The organism is Bradyrhizobium sp. P3_C3, assembly GCF_056402655.1.
On record NZ_JBFUGY010000004.1, the window covers coordinates 198,680 to 217,480 of the forward strand.

General features: G+C 64.1%; 19 protein-coding genes. 3 read left to right on the forward strand and 16 right to left on the reverse strand.

Annotation, left to right across the window (positions count from 1 at the left end):
- Nucleotides 1–4: 4 nt before the first annotated feature.
- From AC1DW2_RS07075 to AC1DW2_RS07115, 9 genes are all read right to left on the reverse strand, one after another.
- Entirely contained in the window at nt 5–1,042 is a 1,038-nt protein-coding gene (locus tag AC1DW2_RS07075) for a patatin-like phospholipase family protein (RefSeq protein ID WP_071910557.1), read from the reverse strand.
- Complete coding sequence (locus AC1DW2_RS07080; protein WP_477005557.1) at nt 1,039–1,968, reverse strand: polyphosphate kinase 2 family protein; 930 nt, start codon at nt 1,966–1,968, stop codon at nt 1,039–1,041. Before AC1DW2_RS07080 ends, AC1DW2_RS07075 begins: the two co-directional genes overlap by 4 nt.
- Nucleotides 1,928–2,947, reverse strand: a complete 1,020-nt coding sequence (locus AC1DW2_RS07085) for a branched-chain amino acid ABC transporter permease (protein ID WP_477005558.1) — start codon at nt 2,945–2,947, stop codon at nt 1,928–1,930. The genes AC1DW2_RS07080 and AC1DW2_RS07085 overlap by 41 nt, the downstream gene beginning before the upstream one ends.
- Nucleotides 2,944–3,825, reverse strand: coding sequence for a branched-chain amino acid ABC transporter permease (locus AC1DW2_RS07090; RefSeq protein WP_063981643.1), 882 nt, complete (start codon nt 3,823–3,825; stop codon nt 2,944–2,946). Before AC1DW2_RS07090 ends, AC1DW2_RS07085 begins: the two co-directional genes overlap by 4 nt.
- Nucleotides 3,826–3,838: 13 nt before the next feature.
- Nucleotides 3,839–4,543, reverse strand: coding sequence for an ABC transporter ATP-binding protein (locus AC1DW2_RS07095; RefSeq protein ID WP_028150400.1), 705 nt, complete (start codon nt 4,541–4,543; stop codon nt 3,839–3,841).
- A 3-nt stretch (nt 4,544–4,546) separates the two neighbouring features.
- Nucleotides 4,547–5,314: an ABC transporter ATP-binding protein gene (locus AC1DW2_RS07100; RefSeq protein ID WP_028150401.1), complete on the reverse strand. Its 768-nt coding sequence runs from the start codon at nt 5,312–5,314 to the stop codon at nt 4,547–4,549.
- A 15-nt stretch (nt 5,315–5,329) separates the two neighbouring features.
- Entirely contained in the window at nt 5,330–6,640 is a 1,311-nt protein-coding gene (locus tag AC1DW2_RS07105) for an ABC transporter substrate-binding protein (protein ID WP_283017480.1), read from the reverse strand.
- 95 nt (nt 6,641–6,735) lie between these two features.
- Nucleotides 6,736–7,440 carry an NUDIX hydrolase gene (locus AC1DW2_RS07110; RefSeq protein WP_477005559.1) on the reverse strand — a complete coding sequence of 235 codons (705 nt, stop codon included), beginning with the start codon at nt 7,438–7,440 and terminating at the stop codon, nt 6,736–6,738.
- A 29-nt stretch (nt 7,441–7,469) separates the two neighbouring features.
- Complete coding sequence (locus tag AC1DW2_RS07115; RefSeq protein ID WP_477005560.1) at nt 7,470–8,495, reverse strand: ABC transporter substrate-binding protein; 1,026 nt, start codon at nt 8,493–8,495, stop codon at nt 7,470–7,472.
- Nucleotides 8,496–8,634: 139 nt separating this feature from the next.
- On the opposite strand from AC1DW2_RS07115, the gene AC1DW2_RS07120 reads away from it, so the two are divergent.
- Nucleotides 8,635–9,084 carry a cupin domain-containing protein gene (locus AC1DW2_RS07120; protein ID WP_015684397.1) on the forward strand — a complete coding sequence of 150 codons (450 nt, stop codon included), beginning with the start codon at nt 8,635–8,637 and terminating at the stop codon, nt 9,082–9,084.
- Between the two features lie 57 nt (nt 9,085–9,141).
- On the opposite strand, the gene AC1DW2_RS07125 is transcribed toward AC1DW2_RS07120, so the two are convergent.
- The 6 genes from AC1DW2_RS07125 to AC1DW2_RS07150 form a co-directional block, all read right to left on the reverse strand.
- Nucleotides 9,142–9,915, reverse strand: a complete 774-nt coding sequence (locus tag AC1DW2_RS07125; RefSeq protein ID WP_477005561.1) for an anti-sigma factor family protein — start codon at nt 9,913–9,915, stop codon at nt 9,142–9,144.
- Nucleotides 9,912–10,421 (reverse strand): sigma-70 family RNA polymerase sigma factor, encoded by a 510-nt coding sequence (locus tag AC1DW2_RS07130; RefSeq protein ID WP_210387729.1) that lies wholly within the window; start codon nt 10,419–10,421, stop codon nt 9,912–9,914. Before AC1DW2_RS07130 ends, AC1DW2_RS07125 begins: the two co-directional genes overlap by 4 nt.
- A gap of 49 nt (nt 10,422–10,470) precedes the next feature.
- Nucleotides 10,471–11,940 carry a YncE family protein gene (locus AC1DW2_RS07135; RefSeq protein WP_477005562.1) on the reverse strand — a complete coding sequence of 490 codons (1,470 nt, stop codon included), beginning with the start codon at nt 11,938–11,940 and terminating at the stop codon, nt 10,471–10,473.
- 9 nt (nt 11,941–11,949) lie between these two features.
- Nucleotides 11,950–12,486: a DUF305 domain-containing protein gene (locus AC1DW2_RS07140; protein WP_477005563.1), complete on the reverse strand. Its 537-nt coding sequence runs from the start codon at nt 12,484–12,486 to the stop codon at nt 11,950–11,952.
- Between the two features lie 101 nt (nt 12,487–12,587).
- Nucleotides 12,588–13,373: an ABC transporter permease gene (locus AC1DW2_RS07145; protein ID WP_014493076.1), complete on the reverse strand. Its 786-nt coding sequence runs from the start codon at nt 13,371–13,373 to the stop codon at nt 12,588–12,590.
- On the reverse strand, nt 13,373–14,191 hold the full coding sequence (locus AC1DW2_RS07150) for an ABC transporter ATP-binding protein (protein WP_014493075.1): 819 nt from the start codon (nt 14,189–14,191) through the stop codon (nt 13,373–13,375). Before AC1DW2_RS07150 ends, AC1DW2_RS07145 begins: the two co-directional genes overlap by 1 nt.
- 279 nt (nt 14,192–14,470) lie before the next feature.
- Here AC1DW2_RS07150 and AC1DW2_RS07155 point away from each other — a divergent pair, with 279 nt between their 5' ends.
- On the forward strand, nt 14,471–15,253 hold the full coding sequence (locus tag AC1DW2_RS07155) for an ATP-binding cassette domain-containing protein (RefSeq protein WP_477005564.1): 783 nt from the start codon (nt 14,471–14,473) through the stop codon (nt 15,251–15,253).
- Nucleotides 15,250–16,809, forward strand: coding sequence for a glycine betaine ABC transporter substrate-binding protein (locus tag AC1DW2_RS07160; protein ID WP_477005565.1), 1,560 nt, complete (start codon nt 15,250–15,252; stop codon nt 16,807–16,809). The genes AC1DW2_RS07155 and AC1DW2_RS07160 overlap by 4 nt, the downstream gene beginning before the upstream one ends.
- A gap of 128 nt (nt 16,810–16,937) precedes the next feature.
- On the opposite strand, the gene AC1DW2_RS07165 is transcribed toward AC1DW2_RS07160, so the two are convergent.
- Nucleotides 16,938–18,653, reverse strand: a complete 1,716-nt coding sequence (locus tag AC1DW2_RS07165) for a sulfatase-like hydrolase/transferase (protein ID WP_477005566.1) — start codon at nt 18,651–18,653, stop codon at nt 16,938–16,940.
- Between the last annotated feature and the right edge of the window lie 148 nt (nt 18,654–18,801).

The window sequence follows — 18,801 nt, forward strand, 5'->3', positions numbered from 1 at the left end:
GAAATCAGAGAAACATTTCAGTCAAATCAACCGTCGACGAGCTGCCGATCCAGTCAAAGTTTTGCGTCAGCCAGATTCGCGCGGCCTCGCGCCCCTCGTCACGCAGGCGGCACAAGAGGCTCCATTCGGGATGGAACTGCGTGGCCGTTCCGAGCTGCGACATCAATTGGTCGTTTCCAATCCAGTGCATGAACATGCGGCTGTGCGTGTTGCGATCGAGCTCGCCATTATCGATCAGCCGGGTCGCGAAGGCAATCGCGCGCATCTCACGCATCAGTGACGAATTGAAGCTGATCTCGTTGATGCGATGGAGAACGTCGGCGGCGCTCGCCGGCAGTTCGTCACGCCGGATCGCGGTCACCTGCACGATGATGACGTCTTGGCTACCTTTTCGATAGATCAGCGGAAAGATCGCGGGATTTCCGAGATAGCCGCCATCCCAATAATGCTCGCCGTCGATCTCGACCGCCTGGAAATATGGCGGCAGACAGGCCGAGGCGAGCACGGTCTCCGCGCTGAGCAGCGGCGTCTGGAACACCTTGATCTTGCCGGTACGGACATTCGTGGCGTTGAGAAATAGCTGCGGTGCGTCCGGCGATGAATTGAGCCGATCGAAATCGACCACGCGTAGCAGCAACGACCGGAGCGGATTGAAGTGGAGGGGGTTGAGCAGGTTCGGCGGCACCGTGTGCGTCAGCGTGTGGATAAAAGCATGGACAGGGTGATATTCCGGCGGCAGCTTGAGGGCTTGGATCAACTGGTTGAGTGGCGAGAACAGGTCATAGACCTGATCCATCCGCGAGACCTCGTACCAGAACGCATGCAGGTTCTGCCGCGCCCCCTCGGCTCCGCCGATGGCCATGCCTGAGGCCAGCACCACCGCATTCATCGCGCCCGCGCTTGTAGCGCTGATCGCCTCGATGGCGAGCCTGCCGTCCTCGAGCACGTGGTCCAGCACGCCCCAGACGAAGGCGCCGTGCGCGCCGCCGCCCTGAAGCGCGAAGTTGACGTTCTTCTGGTTGCTGGTCTCACGGGCGGTCACTTTGCGGGCTTCCTGCCTCCCTTCCCCTCGCTCTCCAGCGCTTTGCGCACTTCGGCGAACTCACGCAGCGAGGCCTTGTCGGCGCGGGGGAAGCGCAGGTCCAGCTTTTCGAGCGCCGCGACGATCGCCGAGCCGATCACGACGCGCGCGAACCATTTGTGGTCGGCCGGCACGACATACCAGGGCGCATGCGACGTTGCCGTATGCCGGACGATGTCCTGATAGACCGCCTGGTAGCGCGGCCACAGCGCGCGCTCCTTGATGTCGTCCATCGAGAACTTCCACTGCTTGGCCGGTTCCTCGAGCCGCTCAAGGAAGCGCTCGCGCTGCTCCTCCTTGGATAGATTGAGGAAGAATTTCAGAACCACCGTGCCGTTGCGGCTGAGGTGGCGCTCGAAGGCGGAGATGTCCTCGAACCGCTCCTTCCAGATGTTCTTGGTGACGAGCCTTTGCGGCAGCTTCTGCTTGGCAAGAATCTCCGGGTGCACCCGCGTGACCAGGCACTCCTCGTAGTGGGAGCGGTTGAAGATGCCGATATGGCCTCGCTCGGGCAGCGCAATCGCGTGGCGCCAGAGGAAATCATGATCGAGCTCCTTGGTGCTCGGCGCCTTGAAGGCATGGACCTCGCAGCCCTGCGGATTGATGCCCTCGAAGATCGCCTTGATCGCACTATCCTTGCCGGCGGCGTCCATGGCCTGGAGCACGATCAGCAGCGACCAGCGGTCCTGGGCGTAGAGCTTCTCCTGAAACTCGATCATCCGCTTCTTGTTGGCGTCGAGAATCTCCTGCGCCTTTTCCTTGTCGAGGTCGCCCTTCTCGTCGGTCTTGTAGTCCTTGAGGTGAAACTTGCCCGATCCGTCGTAGCGGAACGGCGCAATGTAGCGGTCAAGTTCCTGGGCGAGCGATTTGGACGGCTTCTTGCTCATGAGCGCGGGGCACCTTGCGTTGCGGCTTCAATCGGTCGAGCAGGCTACCAAGGATACCCTTGGGAAGGAATATGATGAAAAGCACCAGCAGCACGCCATAGACGAGGTTGTCCCAGCCGACCGCCTTGGTGCCGAAGCCGATACGCAGGGTTTCCGCCAACAGAATGGTGATGACAGCGCCAAAGGTCGGGCCGAGCGAGACGAACAGGCCGCCGACGATGGCCGCGAACACCATCTGGAGCGACACCGCGATGCCGCTGACGGTGTCGGGGGTGATGAACATCTGGTACTGGCAATAGATTGCGCCGGCGAGCGCCGTCATCACCGCACTGAGCAGCGTGATCTTCAGCTTCTCCGCGGTGACGTCGACGCCGGCGGCGGCCGCGGCATCCTCGTCCTCCGAGATCGCCTCAAGCGCGTAGCGGGCCATGCTGCGGTCGACCCAGTGCCAGACCACGATGCCGAAAAGCCAGACCCCGAGCGCGATCAGATACCAGGTCGTCTTGTCGTCGAATTGCAGCGCCAGCAGCTTGTTGCCCGTGGCTCGGTTTGGCGTATAGCCGAGCGAGCCGCCGGTATAGTCGCGCGTCGCCGTGATGACCTGGAGCACGATGCCCGACAGCGCCAGCGTCACCAGCACGAAATAATGTCCGGTGATGCGGAAGCGGAAGCAGGGATAGCCGACGATCAGCGCCAGCGCACCCGCCGCAACCATGCTGATGGGAATGCCGATCCAGGGCGACCAGCCCAGATGATTCCAGAGCAGCGCGGTGACATAGGCGCCGATCCCCATGAAGCCGCCATGGCCGAGCGAGACCAGACCGAACCGTCCCATCATCGACCAGGAGGTGTAGGCGAACGACCAGATCAGGATCAGCACCAGGATGTGCAGATGATAGGGATCGCGATAGACGAAGGGCAGCGCGATCAGCGCCGCCAGCCCCACCGCCCATGCCGCAAGCCGCCCCTGCCCCATCATCGGCGCCTCGCAAGCAGGCCCGCGGGCCGGATGAACATCATGACGATGAAGAAGGCGAAGGCGAGCACGTAACCCCATTCGAGATCGGAGAACAGGCCGCCGAGCGAGATGATCTCGGCGAACACGAACGCGGCGATGAAGCCTCCGATGAAATTGCCCAGGCCCCCGAGCACGCAGATCAGGAAGGTGATCGGTCCGAAGGAGAGGCCGACGAAGGGATGCACGTCATATTGCAGCACCAGCAGGCAAGCGGCGAGCCCAGCCAGCGCGCCGCCGAGCGCGGAGGTGATGAGATACATTCTCTTCGTGTCGACGCCCATCAGCGCCATGATCTGCCGATCCTGGGAGATGGCGCGGATCGCGGTGCCGGTGAAGGTGCGGGTCATGAACAGGTACACTGCGACCATGCCGACCAGCGCGGCCAGAAAGGATAGCAGCCGCGCGTAGCTGAAATTCATGTCGCCGAAGGCGAGCACCGGCAGGCGGATGCCGAGATTGCGGAAGTCGATGCCGAAGGCGACGGTGGCAAAGCTCTGGAGCACGAACAGCACCCCGCCTGTCGCAAGCAGCTGGTTGATCGGCGGCGCGGTGAGCAGCGGCGCGATCACGAGGTAGTGCAGCGCGGCGCCGAGGATCGCGACGAGCAAAATGGTGAACGGCGCTGCGATGAAGTAGCTGAGGCCGTAATACTGCACGATGAAATACATGGCGTACATGCCGATCATCACCAGCTCTGCGTAGCAGATCCAGGTCACGTCGATGACGCCAAAGATCAGATTGAGCCCGAGCGCGAGCAGTGCCAGCACGCCGCCGAGCAGGATGCCGTTGATCACGGCCTCCAGCAGATAGATGTCGAAAATGCCCAAAAAAGCTTGCATGCCTGCATGAACCTCATACCCCGAGATACGCTTCCTTGACCGTGTCACTCGCCAGCATCTCGGCCGAGGTGCCGGACGCCCGGATCGTGCCCGCCTCGATCAGATAAGCGCGATCAACCACTTTCAGCACCTGCTGCACGTTCTGCTCGACGATCAGCACCGTCAGGCCGCGGGCGCGGATTCGCTTCACCAGCTCAAACACCTGCTGCACCACGACTGGCGCCAGCCCCGCCGACGGCTCGTCGAGCAGCAGGAGTTTTGGATTCGACATCAGCGCGCGGCCGATCGCGCACATCTGCTGCTCGCCGCCGGACATGGTGCCGGCCATCTGGTGGCGGCGCTCCTTCAGGCGCGGAAACAGGTCGAACACGACATCCAGCCGCTCGGCATAGTGGCCGCGCGCCTCCTTCATGAAGGCGCCCATCTTGAGATTATCGTCGACCGTGAGCTGCGGAAACAGCCGCCGGTTCTCCGGCACATGGGCGATCCCGAGGCTGACGATCTTGTGCGGCGGCGTCGCCACGACGTCGACGCCCTCCATCCTGATCGACCCGCGCGTGGGACGGATCAGGCCGGAGATGACGCGCATCAGCGTGGTCTTGCCGGCGCCGTTCGGACCGATGACGCCGACGGCCTCGCCCGCCTTCACGTCGAGATTGACGTCGAACAGCGCCTGGAACGTGCCGTAACCCGCGCTGACCGAACGAAGCTCCAGCATCGTCTAGCCTCCCGAGCGGCGGCGCGCTTCCGCCGCCGCGGCCTGCGTGGTCTCGGCATCGGTGCCGAGATAGACCTCGATGACGCGCGGGTCGCCGGCAACCGCGCTCGGCAACCCTTCCGAGATCTTCTCGCCGTGGTCGAGCACCATCACGCGGTCGACGACGCGCATCAGCACGCCCATGATGTGCTCGACCCAGATGATGGTGATGCCGAGCTCGTCACGGATGTTGCGCAGCATGTCCGCCGCCTGGTCCATCTCGGTCTCGTCGAGACCGCCGAGGCTCTCGTCGGCAAGCAGCAGTTTCGGCGCGGTGGCGAGCGCCTTCGCAAGTTCGAGCTTCTTCAGGCCGGCTGCGCCCAGGCCATCGACGCTGGCATGGCGATCGGTCGGCAAGCCCACCATCGCAAGTGACCGCTCGGCCGCCTCCTCCGCCCTGGCACGACTGTGGCGCCCCTGGCCGTAGAAGCCGGCCAGCGCGACATTCTCGAAAATTGTCAGGCGTCGGAACGGCCGCGGAATCTGGAAGGTGCGGCCGATGCCGCTGTTGATGATCCGGTGCGGCGCAAGGCCCGCGATCTCGGCGCCGCCGAACAGGATCGAGCCGGATGTCGGCGCCAGCGTGCCGGAGAGCATGTTGAAGATCGTGCTCTTGCCAGAGCCGTTGGGGCCGATCAGGCCGAGGATCTCGCCCTGATCGACCCGAAACGACACGTTGTTGACAGCGGTGAAGCCACCAAACCGCTTCACCAGCCCGCTGACTTCCAGCACCGCCCTGCTCCGCCGCTACTGGTTGCTGTAGGTGGTGCCCTTCGGCAGCGGCAGCACAGCCTCGCGCTGCGCCTGGCTCTTGGGCCACACCACAGAGGATTTGTCGTCGATGTACTGGATCACGACCGGGAACGAGCGCTCGTTCTGCCCGGCCATCGGCGTGCCCTCGCCGTAGAACTTGACGCCGAAGCCCAGCATGGTCCCGCCTTCGGGGATGTCGGTGTCGAGCGCGGCCTTGCGCAGCGCGTCGGGATCGACGCCGCCATACTTCTTGATCGCGCGCGGCAGCACATCACTCATGAACACGTAAGTGTTGGACGCGCCGATGCCGACATGCGCCGAGCGGATGGCAACGCCGGGCCTGATCTTGTCGAACTCCTCGCCGACCATCTTGATGACGGGCGGGAGCTTGGGATCCATGGTCTTCTGGTTGGCGAGCCAGATCGATATCGGGTCGGTGTTGAAGATGTAGGTGGCATCAACCCCCATCCCCTCTTTCAGCTTCTCGTAGACGCCGTAGCCGGCACCATGGCCCATCAGCGCGCCGAACTTCAGCCCCTGCTCGCGGGCCTGGCGCAGCAGCAGCGTGATGTCGGGGTTGTAGCCGGTGTGGAAAATGACATCGGGCTTGGCACGCTTCAGCTTGGTCACCAGCGCGGAGAGATCGGGCGCCGTCGCCGAATAGCCTTCCTTCATCACGACGTTGAAGCCCGCCTTCTTCGCGCCGGCCTCGTTACCCCTGGAGACGTCGACGCCATAGGCGCCATCCTCGTGGATGATGGCGACGCGCAGGTCCTTCGGCTCCTTGTCGAACTTCGCCTTGGCATTCTGTGCGATGAAATCCATCGTCATCATGCCGAACTGGTCGCCGCTCGCCTGCGGGCGGAACACGTATTTGTAGCCCTTGTCGTTGAACACGGCCGACGAGATGCAGGTCGTCATCCACATGAACTTCTTGAGCTGCTCGACGCGGGCGGCGACCGGCACGCATTGCGCCGAGGAGAAGAAGCCGAGCACCATGTCCACCTTCTCCTGCTCGAGCAGGCGGACGGATTCGTTGATGGCGATGTCGGGTTTGCTCTGCGCGTCGGCATAGACCGCCTCGATCTTGTAGCCCTCGACGCCGGTCTTGGCGAAATGGTCGAGAATAATTTTTGCGCCGATATAACCGAGCTCAGATCCACCGCCCGCGAGAGGCCCGGTCAGGTCGAAAACAACGCCGATCTTGATCTTCTTCTCTTGAGCCTGGGCCGAAGCCATCAAGCCCGTCGCTGATATCGCGACCAACAGCCCACGTACCAAGCGGGCAGCCATGCGCAGGCGCATCAAAACCTCCCTGGACGATTGTGCATTGCAGTCTTCTTGCTTTTGCTTTTTGGCCCATCACATGGGCTGGGGGCAGCGATGTCAAGCCTCGCGCTTCAGCGCGACGCGAACTGCTGCTCGATAAAGGCCGTGACAAATCGCGGCATGGTCGGCGTGAGATCACTCATCCCGCGCACGAGATGAATGGCCGACAACTCCGGTTCGGCTTCGCGGGCGAGATTGGCCTCGATCCGGGCCTGGGCCACGTCACCCGGCATGTCCAGGTTGATAATTTGAATCATTGCAATCGACGGACCGGTGACGACGCAGTGCCAGTCCGGCTGGGCCCGGTAGTCGGCCGCGGTCAAGCCGGTCTCTTCCCCGAGTTCGCGGATGACACTGCCGGGAATGTCGAGCGCGCCATCACTGACGTCGTCGAGATCGGGCGTGCCCGAGGGGAAATAGATGCGGCCCGCATTGGCGGTGTGCTGCGCCATCTCGCCCATAATGAAGGCGCCGTCGGAGGCGCGCAGCGCGCCCATGCCAAAACCGTTGAACACCGCCTTGTCGGGAAAGCCCCAGTCGCGCCAGGCGAGGAAGCTCGCGAAATCCGTCTCGAAATAGGTGGCGGCGAGATGGCCGTCCGTGAACACGGCATCGCGCCCGAGCAGGACGCGGCCGTTCCACATCTTCGGCCGCTCGCGCTGCTTCTCGGCGAAATGCGCAGCAATTTCGGCGCGGCGCTCTTCGGCGAACGGCCAGGCGATCGGCCGCACGGCAAGATCAAGCGTCGTGACGCGATGAATGACCAATGACGTCATGACAGCTGATTACAATGCCTTCGCGTCAGTTATTTGGCGTTCCCTGTGGTCCTCTTGGCCTGATCGACGTACTTGTTGGTAAAGGTCTTGCTGACGTCGATCTTGGCGGCGGCCACCTCGGGCGAGCCGACGCTGAACACCGCGAGCACGGCGTCTGCGCCCTTCGGGTCCATCTTGCCGGTTTCGGAGAACATCGGGATCGTGTTCTTCAGCGCGGCGAGATAAAGCTCCTTGTTCTTGCCGACCATCTCGTCCGGCATCTTCGCCATGATCTCCTCCGGCGAATGCGAATGGATCCAGCCGATCGTGGCCAGCATTGCGTTGGTGAGCGCCTGCGTTTCCTTCTCGTGGCCGTTGATCCAGGCCACGGTCGAGTACAGCGCGCCGCCCGGATATTCGCCGCCGAACGTCTCGAGCGTGTCCTTCTGGGTCCGGGTGTCGCTGAGGATGCGCAGATCCTTGTGGCTGCCCTGGAGCACGGTGACGGAGGGATCGAGCATCACGGCGGCGTCAATCTGCCCCTGCTCCATCGCGGCCACGGCGGTGGCGCCGAGGCCGACGCCGATCACGGCGGTGCCGGCGGGATCGAGCCCGTTCTTCTTGAGCAAATATTTGAGGAAGAAGTCGGTCGAGGAGCCCGGTGCGCTGACGCCGACCTTCTTGCCGGCGAGATCCTTGATCGACTTGATTTCGTTCGTGTGCGACGGCGAGACCACCAGCACGAGGCCGGGATAACGGTCATAGACCACGAAGGCTTGAAGCTCTTGCTTCTTGGCGGCGAGGTTGACGCAATGGTCGAAATAGCCGGAGACCACGTCGGCGCTGCCGCCGAGCACGGCCTTCAGCGCGTCCGAGCCGCCCTTGAGGTCCACGAGCTCGACATTGAGGCCCGCCTTCTCGTATTCGCCGAGTTGCTTGGCCAGCACCGTGGGCAGATAGCACAGGCAGGCGCCGCCTCCGATCGCGATGGTCACCTTGCTTTGCGCCGCGGCAAGACCGGTGGTGAGCGTCAGCGCGAGCAGCGCGCCGGCGAGCCTGGCAATCGTGTTCTTCATTGGTTTCCTCCATTCGGCCGGCGGCACCATAGAGCAGCGGGACTGGCTTGAGAAGCACTGCCAAAGTGCGACTCGCCATCAGCCTTTCGGCACAATAGCATGGGTCCACAAGAACAATTCTTGATGGGGAGGATCATCCATGAATCGCCTTGCAATCGGCCTGTCGATCGCCGCCGCTTTTGCCGCCGGATGCGGCGCAAACCAACTGCTCCGGCCGGCGCTGGCCGCGGAGAACGTCACCGCGCAGATCATCCATACCGGCGAGATGGAAGGCGACGCGCTCGGGCCCGCCAACAATGTCGGCTACCGTTCCAAGATGTTTGCCAGCGCCGACGGCGCCACCATCTCGATCCAGGTCGGCAATGTGCCCAAGCACATGCATCCCAACACCAACGAGATCCAGTACATCCTGGACGGGACCGGGACGATCTGGCTCGGCGACAAGGAGGTGACGGTGAAACCTGGCGACCTCGTCATCATCCCCAAGGGCACGCCGCATGGCGGCACCAAGCCGATCAGCGGTCAGGTCAAGGCCATCGCGATCAAGACGCCGCCGCAGGCGCCCGATGACACCAAGCTGCTGGATTAAGCTTTCGCAATATTGGGGCTCGCGCCAACGCGCGGGCCCGTTCCGTGAATCCCGGCGCTAGATCGGGCGCGTCTGCTTCCGGATCTCGTTCGCGATCGGCTTGAGGGTGTCTCCCGGAAGCTGGCCGACGAGCGTGTAACCCATGCCGCCATCCGCCCACACGAAGCCCGCGACATCGCCGGTCGATTGCGGCATCATCGGCGTATCCAGATTGCGGTTGCTCATCGGACGCGTCAGCACGACAAGCCGGTCGCCGTGATCGTCATCGTACATGAACATCGCGGCCGGGCCGTGCGACGTCGCAACCAGGCGACCGCCCATCAGACGATAGCCGGATACAGAGAGATCCGGCACCTTGACCGGCTGCTTCAACCGCCTGGAGACCCATTGCGTGAGCTCGGCACTGTCGGACGCGCGTATCTCGACCGGCCGCACGCGGTCCGGTGCGTAAACGCCATACGAATAGGCTGCCTCCTGTGCCAGCGCAGACAGTCCGTTCGAGCCCTCCTGCAAGACGCCGCGCATGGTCCACCCGCCGAGACCGCCGATGCCGAGAAGCAACATCGCAGCGATCGCCCACCACGCCCGCATGGGAGACCGCCTCCGGCTCTCGATGATGTGCGACAGATTCAGCTCGGCCGGCAACGGCTCGTCGGCGATCGACGCAAACGCCCCGCGCAGCTGCTCGCGCTGGGTGGCGAAGGCCGCAACGCGCGCGGCGACATCCTGATGATCGTCCAGATAGGATGCGACCTCCGCGCGCCGCTCAGGCTCGAGCGCCTGGTCGACATAGGCGTGGAGATCGTCCTCGGTGATCGGCCGCCGGTTCATTTCACGCCCCGCAATGCTACGACGTTCCCTGGAGCCACGCCCTCCATCTCCTGCAATAGCCTCTCCCGCGCGCGCGACAGGCGTGACATCACGGTCCCGACCGGGATCTTCAGCACTCCCGCGGCGTCCGCGTAGGATAGATCCTCAACCGCAACAAGCAACAACACGGCACGCTGCTCTTCCGGCAGTCTCGCAAGCTTTTTCAGGACATCCTGATAGATCAGCCTGTGCTCCTGCGCGGCGGCACTGACAAGCTCACGCTCGCCTGCGTCGTCGATCGGCATATGCCTGCCCCGCGCCGTCGCCTGGCGGAATTGCGTGACCGCCAGATTGTGGAGGATGCTGAACAGCCAGGCGCGCACGCTGCCGTCGCGCCGCTGATGCCAATGGCTGACGGCACGCTCCAGGCAATCCTGGACCAGATCATCGGCAGCCACGCGATCGCGCAAAAGCGCGCGCGCGTAGCGGCGGAGCGCGGGGATAAGCGGCTCGACCTGAACCAGCATGTCCTTCACGAGCCGCTCCACCTGCCCTTTGCCGACGTCGGACGGCGCGTCATCGCGCCTCGATCTGGACCGCCTCACCAGGCATGGCCGCGTCACCGGCCGCAATCACCAGGTACCGCCTTGCTTCAGCGGCGGACTGGTCGACGATCTGCCGGATCGGACCGGCCACATTGACGATGGCGGATCCAGCCGGATTGGTCATGAACGCCGCCAACGGCTGCAACGGGCCACTGCCATCGCCATGCTCCGCCAGGGCAAGCACATATTTCTGCTTGGGCTGAAGTCCCGTCACCGAAGCCTGCAAGATCTGGATCAGGCCCTGATCGAACAGCGACACGCTGGTCGGCGCCGTGCCGTCCTTTGCACCGTCCTTCGACGCAAGCGTGAGATGAGCGACCTGCCCGGCGACGCCGAGTGCCTGCAAATTCTGGCGGTCATCAGGGTTAGGCGCGGCATTTGGAACATACGCGATCGCCTGCGGCGCCTGGCCGATCGGAACGTTCCCGACCACTTTATTGGTCGCCGTGTCGATGGCCGCGAGTGCGTCCGCGTTCTCCAGCCCCACATAGATGCGTGTGCCGTCGCCGGACGGCCACACGCCGTGCGGAAGATTACCGACCGGGATCGTCGCGACCTGCGAGAAATCGTCGGTGCGGAACACTTTTACTTCGTTCAGGCCACCGATGGTGACGTAGGCGAACGTGCCCTTGGCGGTGTGCGCGAAGTTGACGTGGTTGGTGATCGGCCCGGTATCGATCGTCTTGATCGCGTTGAACGGTGGCCTGGCGTTGAACACCTGTGTCCGGCCGACGTCCTTCAGCGTGAACCACACCTGGTTTCCATCCGGCGTCGCCGCGATGTTCGGGCAGAACGGGCTCTCCTGCTTCACCGTGGCGACGATCTTATGCTCGGCCACCGCGACGACGTCGGTCTCGGGATTGAACGACGAGCAGATGTAGCCGTATTTGCCGTCGGGTGAGAAAATCTGCATGCCTGGCCCGTTCGGGGTCGTGATGCGGGTCTTCTCCTTGAAGCTGATTGGATCGATGACGGAGATGTAGTTCTCGCCGCGAACGGTGACCCACACTTCCTTGCCGTCCGGCGTGAAGAACGCCTCGTGCGGCGATCGTCCGACGTAAGTGATATGCTTGACCGCGTTGGTCGCGGTGTCGATGAAGCTCACCGAATTCGAGCCGATCGACACCACGGCGAGCGTCTTGTGATCGGGCGAGAAGCCCATGCCATGAACGAGCACCTGCCCCTTGTAGAGCGGGCTGAAATTGCCGGGTTGGGGGTCGCCCAGCCGGATCACGCCAAGCAGCTTGTTGTCGACGGGATCGGTGACCGAGACCGTATTCGAGAACTGCTCTGCGGCGTAAACACGGTCGTGGTGGCTCACCGGAATATCGGCAGCGGACAACGCGCCCGGTGCCTGCCCTGCCCACGCGACCGAACCGGTCGCAAGCATCGTGGCCGCCAGGAAAATGCTCTTCATCATAGTGCTTCGTGACGTGGTCATCTGCGACTCCTACTTCTTCATTCCCGTGGACATATCCATCTGCATGCCCGGATGATGATGAACGGTCGTGTTGGGAGCTGAGGGCGGCTGGGTCGGGGCGGGCGTGGTGTCTGTCGCCGGCTCGCCGATCGCGAGCTTCATGGCCGCGATCTCCTGCATCTGGTCGACGATGATTTCCTGGGCGATGCGCCGCAGCTGCTCGTTCTTGCCATAGCGCAATTCGATGACCGCCATGTCGATCGCGCCCTGATGATGCGGGCTCATCATTGCGACGAAGTCGCGATCGATGTCGCCGGTCGGCTTGGCCGCCATGCCGTTCATCATCTTGGTCATCGCCGCTTCGTTTTCTTCCAGAAACGCACGCTCCTCCGTGCTCACCGCGGCCGGCGGGGCGGCCGGATGGGATTCATGCGCGAACACGAGCAGCGGGAGTGCGAACGCGACCAGAATTGGCACGGCAAGGAACGCCGCTCCGAGGCCGGGCCTGGGCCATCGGCATCTGCCTGCGAACACCGCTACGGCGCGGCGGAACTGTGAGGGGGGCATCCTGAACTCCCATGCAGGTGGTTGCATGGGGGTATGACGTATGGCCGCGCGTTCTATTCCGGGCGGTCAATCACATAAACGTCAGCAGGCAACGAGGCGGCCTACCCGCGCCCGTCCACGGTCGGCCGCCAGACCAGCAGCCTGCGCTCAACCAGCGTCACCCCGAAGTCGATCAGGATGACGAAGGCCGACAACACGAACATGCCGGCGAACACACCGGCGACGTCGAAGATGCCTTCGGCCTGCTGGATCAGATAGCCGAGCCCTGCCGCCGATCCCAGATATTCGCCGACGACCGCGCCGACCACGGCGAAGCCGACCGAGGTGTGCAGCGAGGAGAACATCCACGACAGCGCCGACGGCCAATAGACGTGCTGCATCAGCTGCCGCTCGCTCATGCCGAGCATGCGGCCATTGTCGAGCACGGTGCGGCTGACTTCCTTGACGCCCTGATAGACGTTGAAGAACACGATGAAGAACACCAGCGTCACGCCGAGCGCGACCTTGGACCAGATGCCGAGGCCCAGCCACAGCGCGAAGATCGGCGCAAGCACGACGCGGGGCAGCGCGTTGACCATCTTGACGTAGGGGTCGAACACTGCGGCAACCAGCGGCTGGCGCGCGAACCAGAAGCCGACCAGCACGCCGCCGAGCGATCCGATCACGAACGCCAAAATCGATTCCGTCAACGTGATGCCGAGATGCTTCCAGATCACGCCGGACGAGAACCATTTGACGATCTGACTGAACACGTCGACCGGGTTGGAGAAGAAGAACGGCGGCAACAGGATTTTTCCGAACACCGGCACGGTCGCAAAGAGCTGCCACAGTACGAGGCAGACGACGGCGACCAGGACCTGCAGCGCAAGCAGCGTCACGCGCGACATCAGATCGCCTCCGCCGCTTGGGTCGATTGCGCGTAGCCCTTCATCACCTCGTCCTTGAGCACGCTCCAGATCTCGCGGTGGAGCGCATGGAACTCCTTATCCAGCCGCACCTCGAAAATATCGCGCGGGCGCGGCAGGCTCACGCGCCAGTCGCCGATGATGCGCGAGGACGGCCCCGCCGACATGATCACGACGCGGTCGGCGAGTGCGATCGCCTCTTCGAGATCATGGGTGACAAACAGCACGGCCTTGCGGTCGGCATTCCAGAGGTCGAGCAGCAGATTGCCCATGACCTGGCGGGTCTGCGCATCGAGCGGCCCGAACGGCTCGTCCATCAGGAGTATCTTTGGGTCGCGGATCAGCACCTGCGCCAGCGCCACGCGCTTGCGCTGGCCGCCGGAGAGCATGTGCGGATAGCGGTTGGCGAAGGCCCCGAGGCCGACGGAAGTCAGCCATTTTTGCGCGCGCTGCAGCGCCTCGGCGCGGGGCGTGCCCGCGATCTCGAGCCCGATCGCGACATTGTCGAGCGCGGTCTTCCAGGGGAACAGCGCATCGGCCTGGAACAGGTAGCCGGCATCCCGGTTCAGCCCCGCGAGCGGCCGGTCGAATATCTTGATGCTGCCGGCGGCGGGCTTGAGCAGGCCGGCCGCGACGTTGAGCAGGGTCGATTTCCCGCAGCCGGTCGGCCCGACGATGGCGACGAACTCGCCCTGCGCGACCGAAAGATGGGCCTTCTCCACCGCCGTATAGACCCGGTCGTCCCCCAGCCGGAACGCGACCTTGGCGTCTTCCAGCGCCACTGCCGTGGGCGTCGTCATGTGTTCCCTCCGAACTTGGCCCGATGCCTTAGCCGCTCGCGCGGCCAAGTTCAATCGAGCCGCCAAGCGTGCTACGCATGGGCTCCGTCGCCTCCTTCACCCTCCCCTGGAGGGGGAGGGTCGGTGCGCATGAAGCGAAGCGGAATGCGGATCGGGGTGGGGTGACGGTCTCTCCACGTCCAACACCGCCCCTGTTGAGAGATCACCCCACCCCGCCCGCGCTTCGCGCGAGCGACCCTCCCCCTCCAGGGGAGGGTAAGGAAGAGTGAGCCGCGTCGAATGCCTTCCAAACCTGCCATCAGCTATTCCCACGTCAGCAAGAACTTCGGCTCACTCAAGGCCGTCGACGATGTGTCGCTCGACATCGCCGAGGGCGAATTTCTGGCCATCGTCGGCGGCTCCGGCTCCGGCAAGACCACGCTGCTTCGGCTCGCCAACCGGCTGATCGAGGTCGATGCCGGCACGATCACGGTCGAGGGCGAGGATGTGCAAACCGTCGATCCGGTCGCGCTGCGGCGCCGGATCGGCTACGTCTTCCAGAGCGGCGGGCTGTTTCCGCATCTGAGCGTCGCCGACAATATCGGGATCACGCCAATGCTGCTGGGCGCACCGGCAGCGGACATCACCGCGCGGGTCGACGAGCTGCTCGAGCTCGTGCAACTCGACCGTCGCGCGCATCGCGATCGCCTGCCCGAGGCGCTCTCCGGCGGCCAGCGCCAGCGCGTCGGGGTGGCGCGGGCGCTCGCGGCGCGGCCCCGCATCGTGCTGATGGACGAGCCGTTCGGCGCGCTCGATCCCCTCACCCGCGATGCGCTCGGCGAGGATTTTCGCGAGCTGCATCGCAAGCTCGGCCTGACCACCGTCATGATCACCCATGACATGACGGAGGCGATCCTGCTCGCCGACCGCATCGCGGTGATGCGCGGCGGACAAATGCTGGCGCAGGGCACGCCCGCGGAACTCTCGAACAGCAGCGACGCCTATGTGCTGGAGCTGCTGCGCACGCCGCGGCGCCAGGTCGAGCGGCTGAACGCACTGCTGCCGCAGAGCGGTGCGGCATGAGCCTGTTCGCCGATCCGCGCTGGGGCGAGGCGCTGTCGCATCTGCCCGACTATCTCGGCAACCATGTTCGGGTCAGCCTCGCCGCGCTCGCGCTTGGCCTCGCCGTCAGCCTGCCGCTGGCGATCCTGACGCGCAACCGCCCGGCCCCGCGCGCCGTCCTGCTCGCGCTCGCAAGCATCGTGCAGACGGTGCCCGGCTTGGCACTGCTCGCGCTGTTCTATCCGCTGCTGCTGCTGGTCGCGTCCTTGACACTCGCCTGGTTCGGAATCTCCTTCTCGGCTTTCGGCTTCCTGCCGGCGATGCTGGCGCTCGCGCTCTATTCGATGCTGCCGGTGCTGCGCAACGGTATCACGGGCCTCAACGGCATCGATCCCGCGCTGATCGAAGCCGCCAAAGGCGTCGGCATGACCGCGCGGCAGTCGCTCATCATGGTCGAGTTGCCGCTGGCGCTGCCGGTGATGATGGCCGGCATCCGCACCGCGGCGGTGTGGGTGATCGGCACCGCGACCCTGTCAACGCCGATCGGGCAGACCAGCCTCGGCAATTACATTTTTGCCGGGCTTCAGACCCAGAACTGGGTGTTCGTGCTGTTCGGCTGCTTTGCCTCGGCCCTGCTCGCGCTCGCCGTCGATCAGCTGCTCGGCCTGATCGAGAGCGGCTTGCGCCACCGCAGCCGCCTGCCTGCCGCGCTCGGCGGCATCGGGATCGCGGCGCTGGTCCTCGCAACGCTGGTGCCGACGATGGGACGCTCGTCGCAGAGCTATGTCGTCGGCGCCAAGACGTTCGCCGAGCAATATGTGCTGTCGGCCCTGCTGAGGGACCGCCTCCAGGCCGCCGGCCTCTCCGCGACCGCACGGTCGGGTCTCGGCTCCAGCGTGATCTTCGAGGCGCTCAAGGCCGGCGACATCGATCTCTATGTCGATTATTCGGGTACGTTGTGGGCCAACCAGCTGCACCGCACGGACATCAAGCCGCGCGCGGAGTTGTTGGCGGAGCTCAAGACAGCGCTCGCGAAGGACCATATCACCCTGCTCGGCGAGCTTGGCTTCGAGAACGCCTATGCGCTGGTGATGCCGAAGAAGCGCGCCGAAGCGCTCGGCATCCGCACCATCGCCGATCTCGCCGCGCATGCACCGGCGCTGTCCATCGCCGGCGACTACGAATTCTTCTCGCGCCCCGAATGGGCAGCGCTGCAAAAATCCTATGCCCTCTCGTTCCGCGCCCAGCGCCAGATGCAGCCGGATTTCATGTATGCGGCCGTCGCCAGCGGCGAGGTCGACGTGATCGCCGGCTACACCAGCGACGGACTGATCGCGAAATACGATCTGGTCGTGCTGGACGATCCCAGGCACGCGATCCCGCCCTACGACGCGATCCTGCTGCTGGCGCCGAAGCGCGCCGGCGATGAGCGACTACAGGCCGCGCTCAAGCCGCTGCTCGGCAAGATCGACATCGCGACAATGCGCGAGGCCAATTTGCGCGCCAGCGGCAACGACGCGAATTCATCGCCGGATACGGTGGCGAAGTGGCTTTGGGAGAAGGTGGGCAAGCGGTAGGCCCGGATTTCGTAGGGTGGGCAAAGGCGCGTAAGCGCCGTGCCCACCGTCTCTCAACACGAGCAACGGGATGGTGGGCACGCTTCGCTTTGCCCACCCTACGATCTGGGTCTGCGTAGCGATCAACGCTACAGCCCCCGGATGATCCCGGCATTGATCAGCAGCCGGTTGAGCCGCCGCGCCTCGGCGCCGTCCTTGCAGCCGTAGAAGATGCCTTTGCAGCGGAGCATGATCTGCTTCTGCTCGGCAAAGGAGGGATCGAGCGGAATACCGGCGGCTTCCTGAATCACCAGCGGGAGATAGGGGCCGTCGACCGTGTCCATCACGGCCTCGCTCTTCACCGGCTCGAAATTGATAGCGTCGATCGCGTAATAGGTCGCGTAGAGACGCGGGTCGTAAGCGTCGAGCTTCTTGCCGAGCGCGCCCTCGTCGAGCCCGGGCTCGAGGAGGTTCGGCGCAAACTCAGGCTGGTGATCGCCGTAGCGCACGATCAGGAAGGGCTCGCCGGGAAAATTTTTCTTCAGCCCCGCCACAAACGCTCTGTACTGCTCGGCGCTCATCGCCTGCCGGCGCAGATATTCGTCGATGGACGCCACATTATTGCCCGGCGCGCGCCAGTTCGGCAGCAGGTCGGGGCGGAAGCGCGTCTCCCAGGGGAAATGATTGGCGCCGAGATAGATGAAGGTGAACAGCGGCTTGTTCGGCGGCTGCTGGCCCATCAGCTGGAGCGCCTTGTCGTAGAAGAAGGAGTCCGGCTCGACGTCCTTGGCGCCGAGATCCTTCGAGTCGAGGAAGCGTTCGACGCCGGTCGTCACCTGAAAGCTGCGTGCGCCCATGAAGCCGCCATAGGCGGGATAGAGCGATAGCGTGTCATAGCCGCAGCGGCGCAGCGCCAGCGGCAGGCCGCGCTCGACGCGGTTCGAGGCGATGCGCGTCACGAAATAGGCGAAGCGGCCGAACGAGCGCGAGGAGAGGCCAGCGAGCACGTTGTATTCGGTGAACCAGCTCGGCCCGCCATTGCTTTCGGCCAGGAACGTGCGCTGCTTGCCGTCAAAGGATTTGAAATGATCGCCATAGCGCGGCGGCACCTTGATGCCCTGGGCGGCGCGGATGTCGAAGCTCGATTCATCATGGACCATGATGATGTTCGGCCGGCGACCCGCGGGGTGGCAGGCATCCACCAGCGGCATGTTGAGCCGCTCGTTGGTCGATGCCGCCGACTCCATGAAGCCGTATTGCGCGAAGTCGGAAACCGCGCTGACGCCGGAGCGGAAGAATTTCGAGAGATAGCCGTCGTCGTAATAGCCGCGCCAGGCTTCATCAGGATGATAGAGCGAATAACCGACCAGCACAGAAAGGCAGGCAAGCATAGAGGCGAGCGCCGGCAGGCGGCGGATGCGAAACGGATCGAGCCACCACAGCGCATACATCAGCGGCAGCGTGACGAGGCCGGTCCCAATCACCGACCAGCGCAGGTTCGGGAAGATCGTGAACAGGAACGCCACGGTGTCGCGGTCGATCATCATCAGGTCGATGAAGTTGACCGTCATCTGCACGACGTCGTGCTTGAGCCGCGACAGCAGCACCAGCACGACGACCATGGTCAGCGACAGCGCGCCCGACAATGCCGGCCGCCGCAAGAGCGTGATCCAGAAGAAATTGAGGATGCCCCAGGCGAGCACGAACGAAAGCCGCGAACCCAAATCGGTCTCGGTCTCGTACATGAGCGCGAGGGCGGCAAGATGCGGCGCGGCAACCGCAAGCAGGCGCCAGATGCCGAGCGCAGCAACGCTCGCCAGCACGGCGGTGGTGGCAGAAGGACCTGGATTCGGCGCGGACGCCATCGACGGCACGCAACTTCTGGTCCGGCGCGATGAATACCCAGCCGTCGGGCCGGCCTGCGGCGTTCGGCGCAGCCGGAAGCCTGCACCGTGTCATAAAACTGTAATTGAATGGTCACGGACAAGCAACGCGTGTCGCGGTCCGACCTGC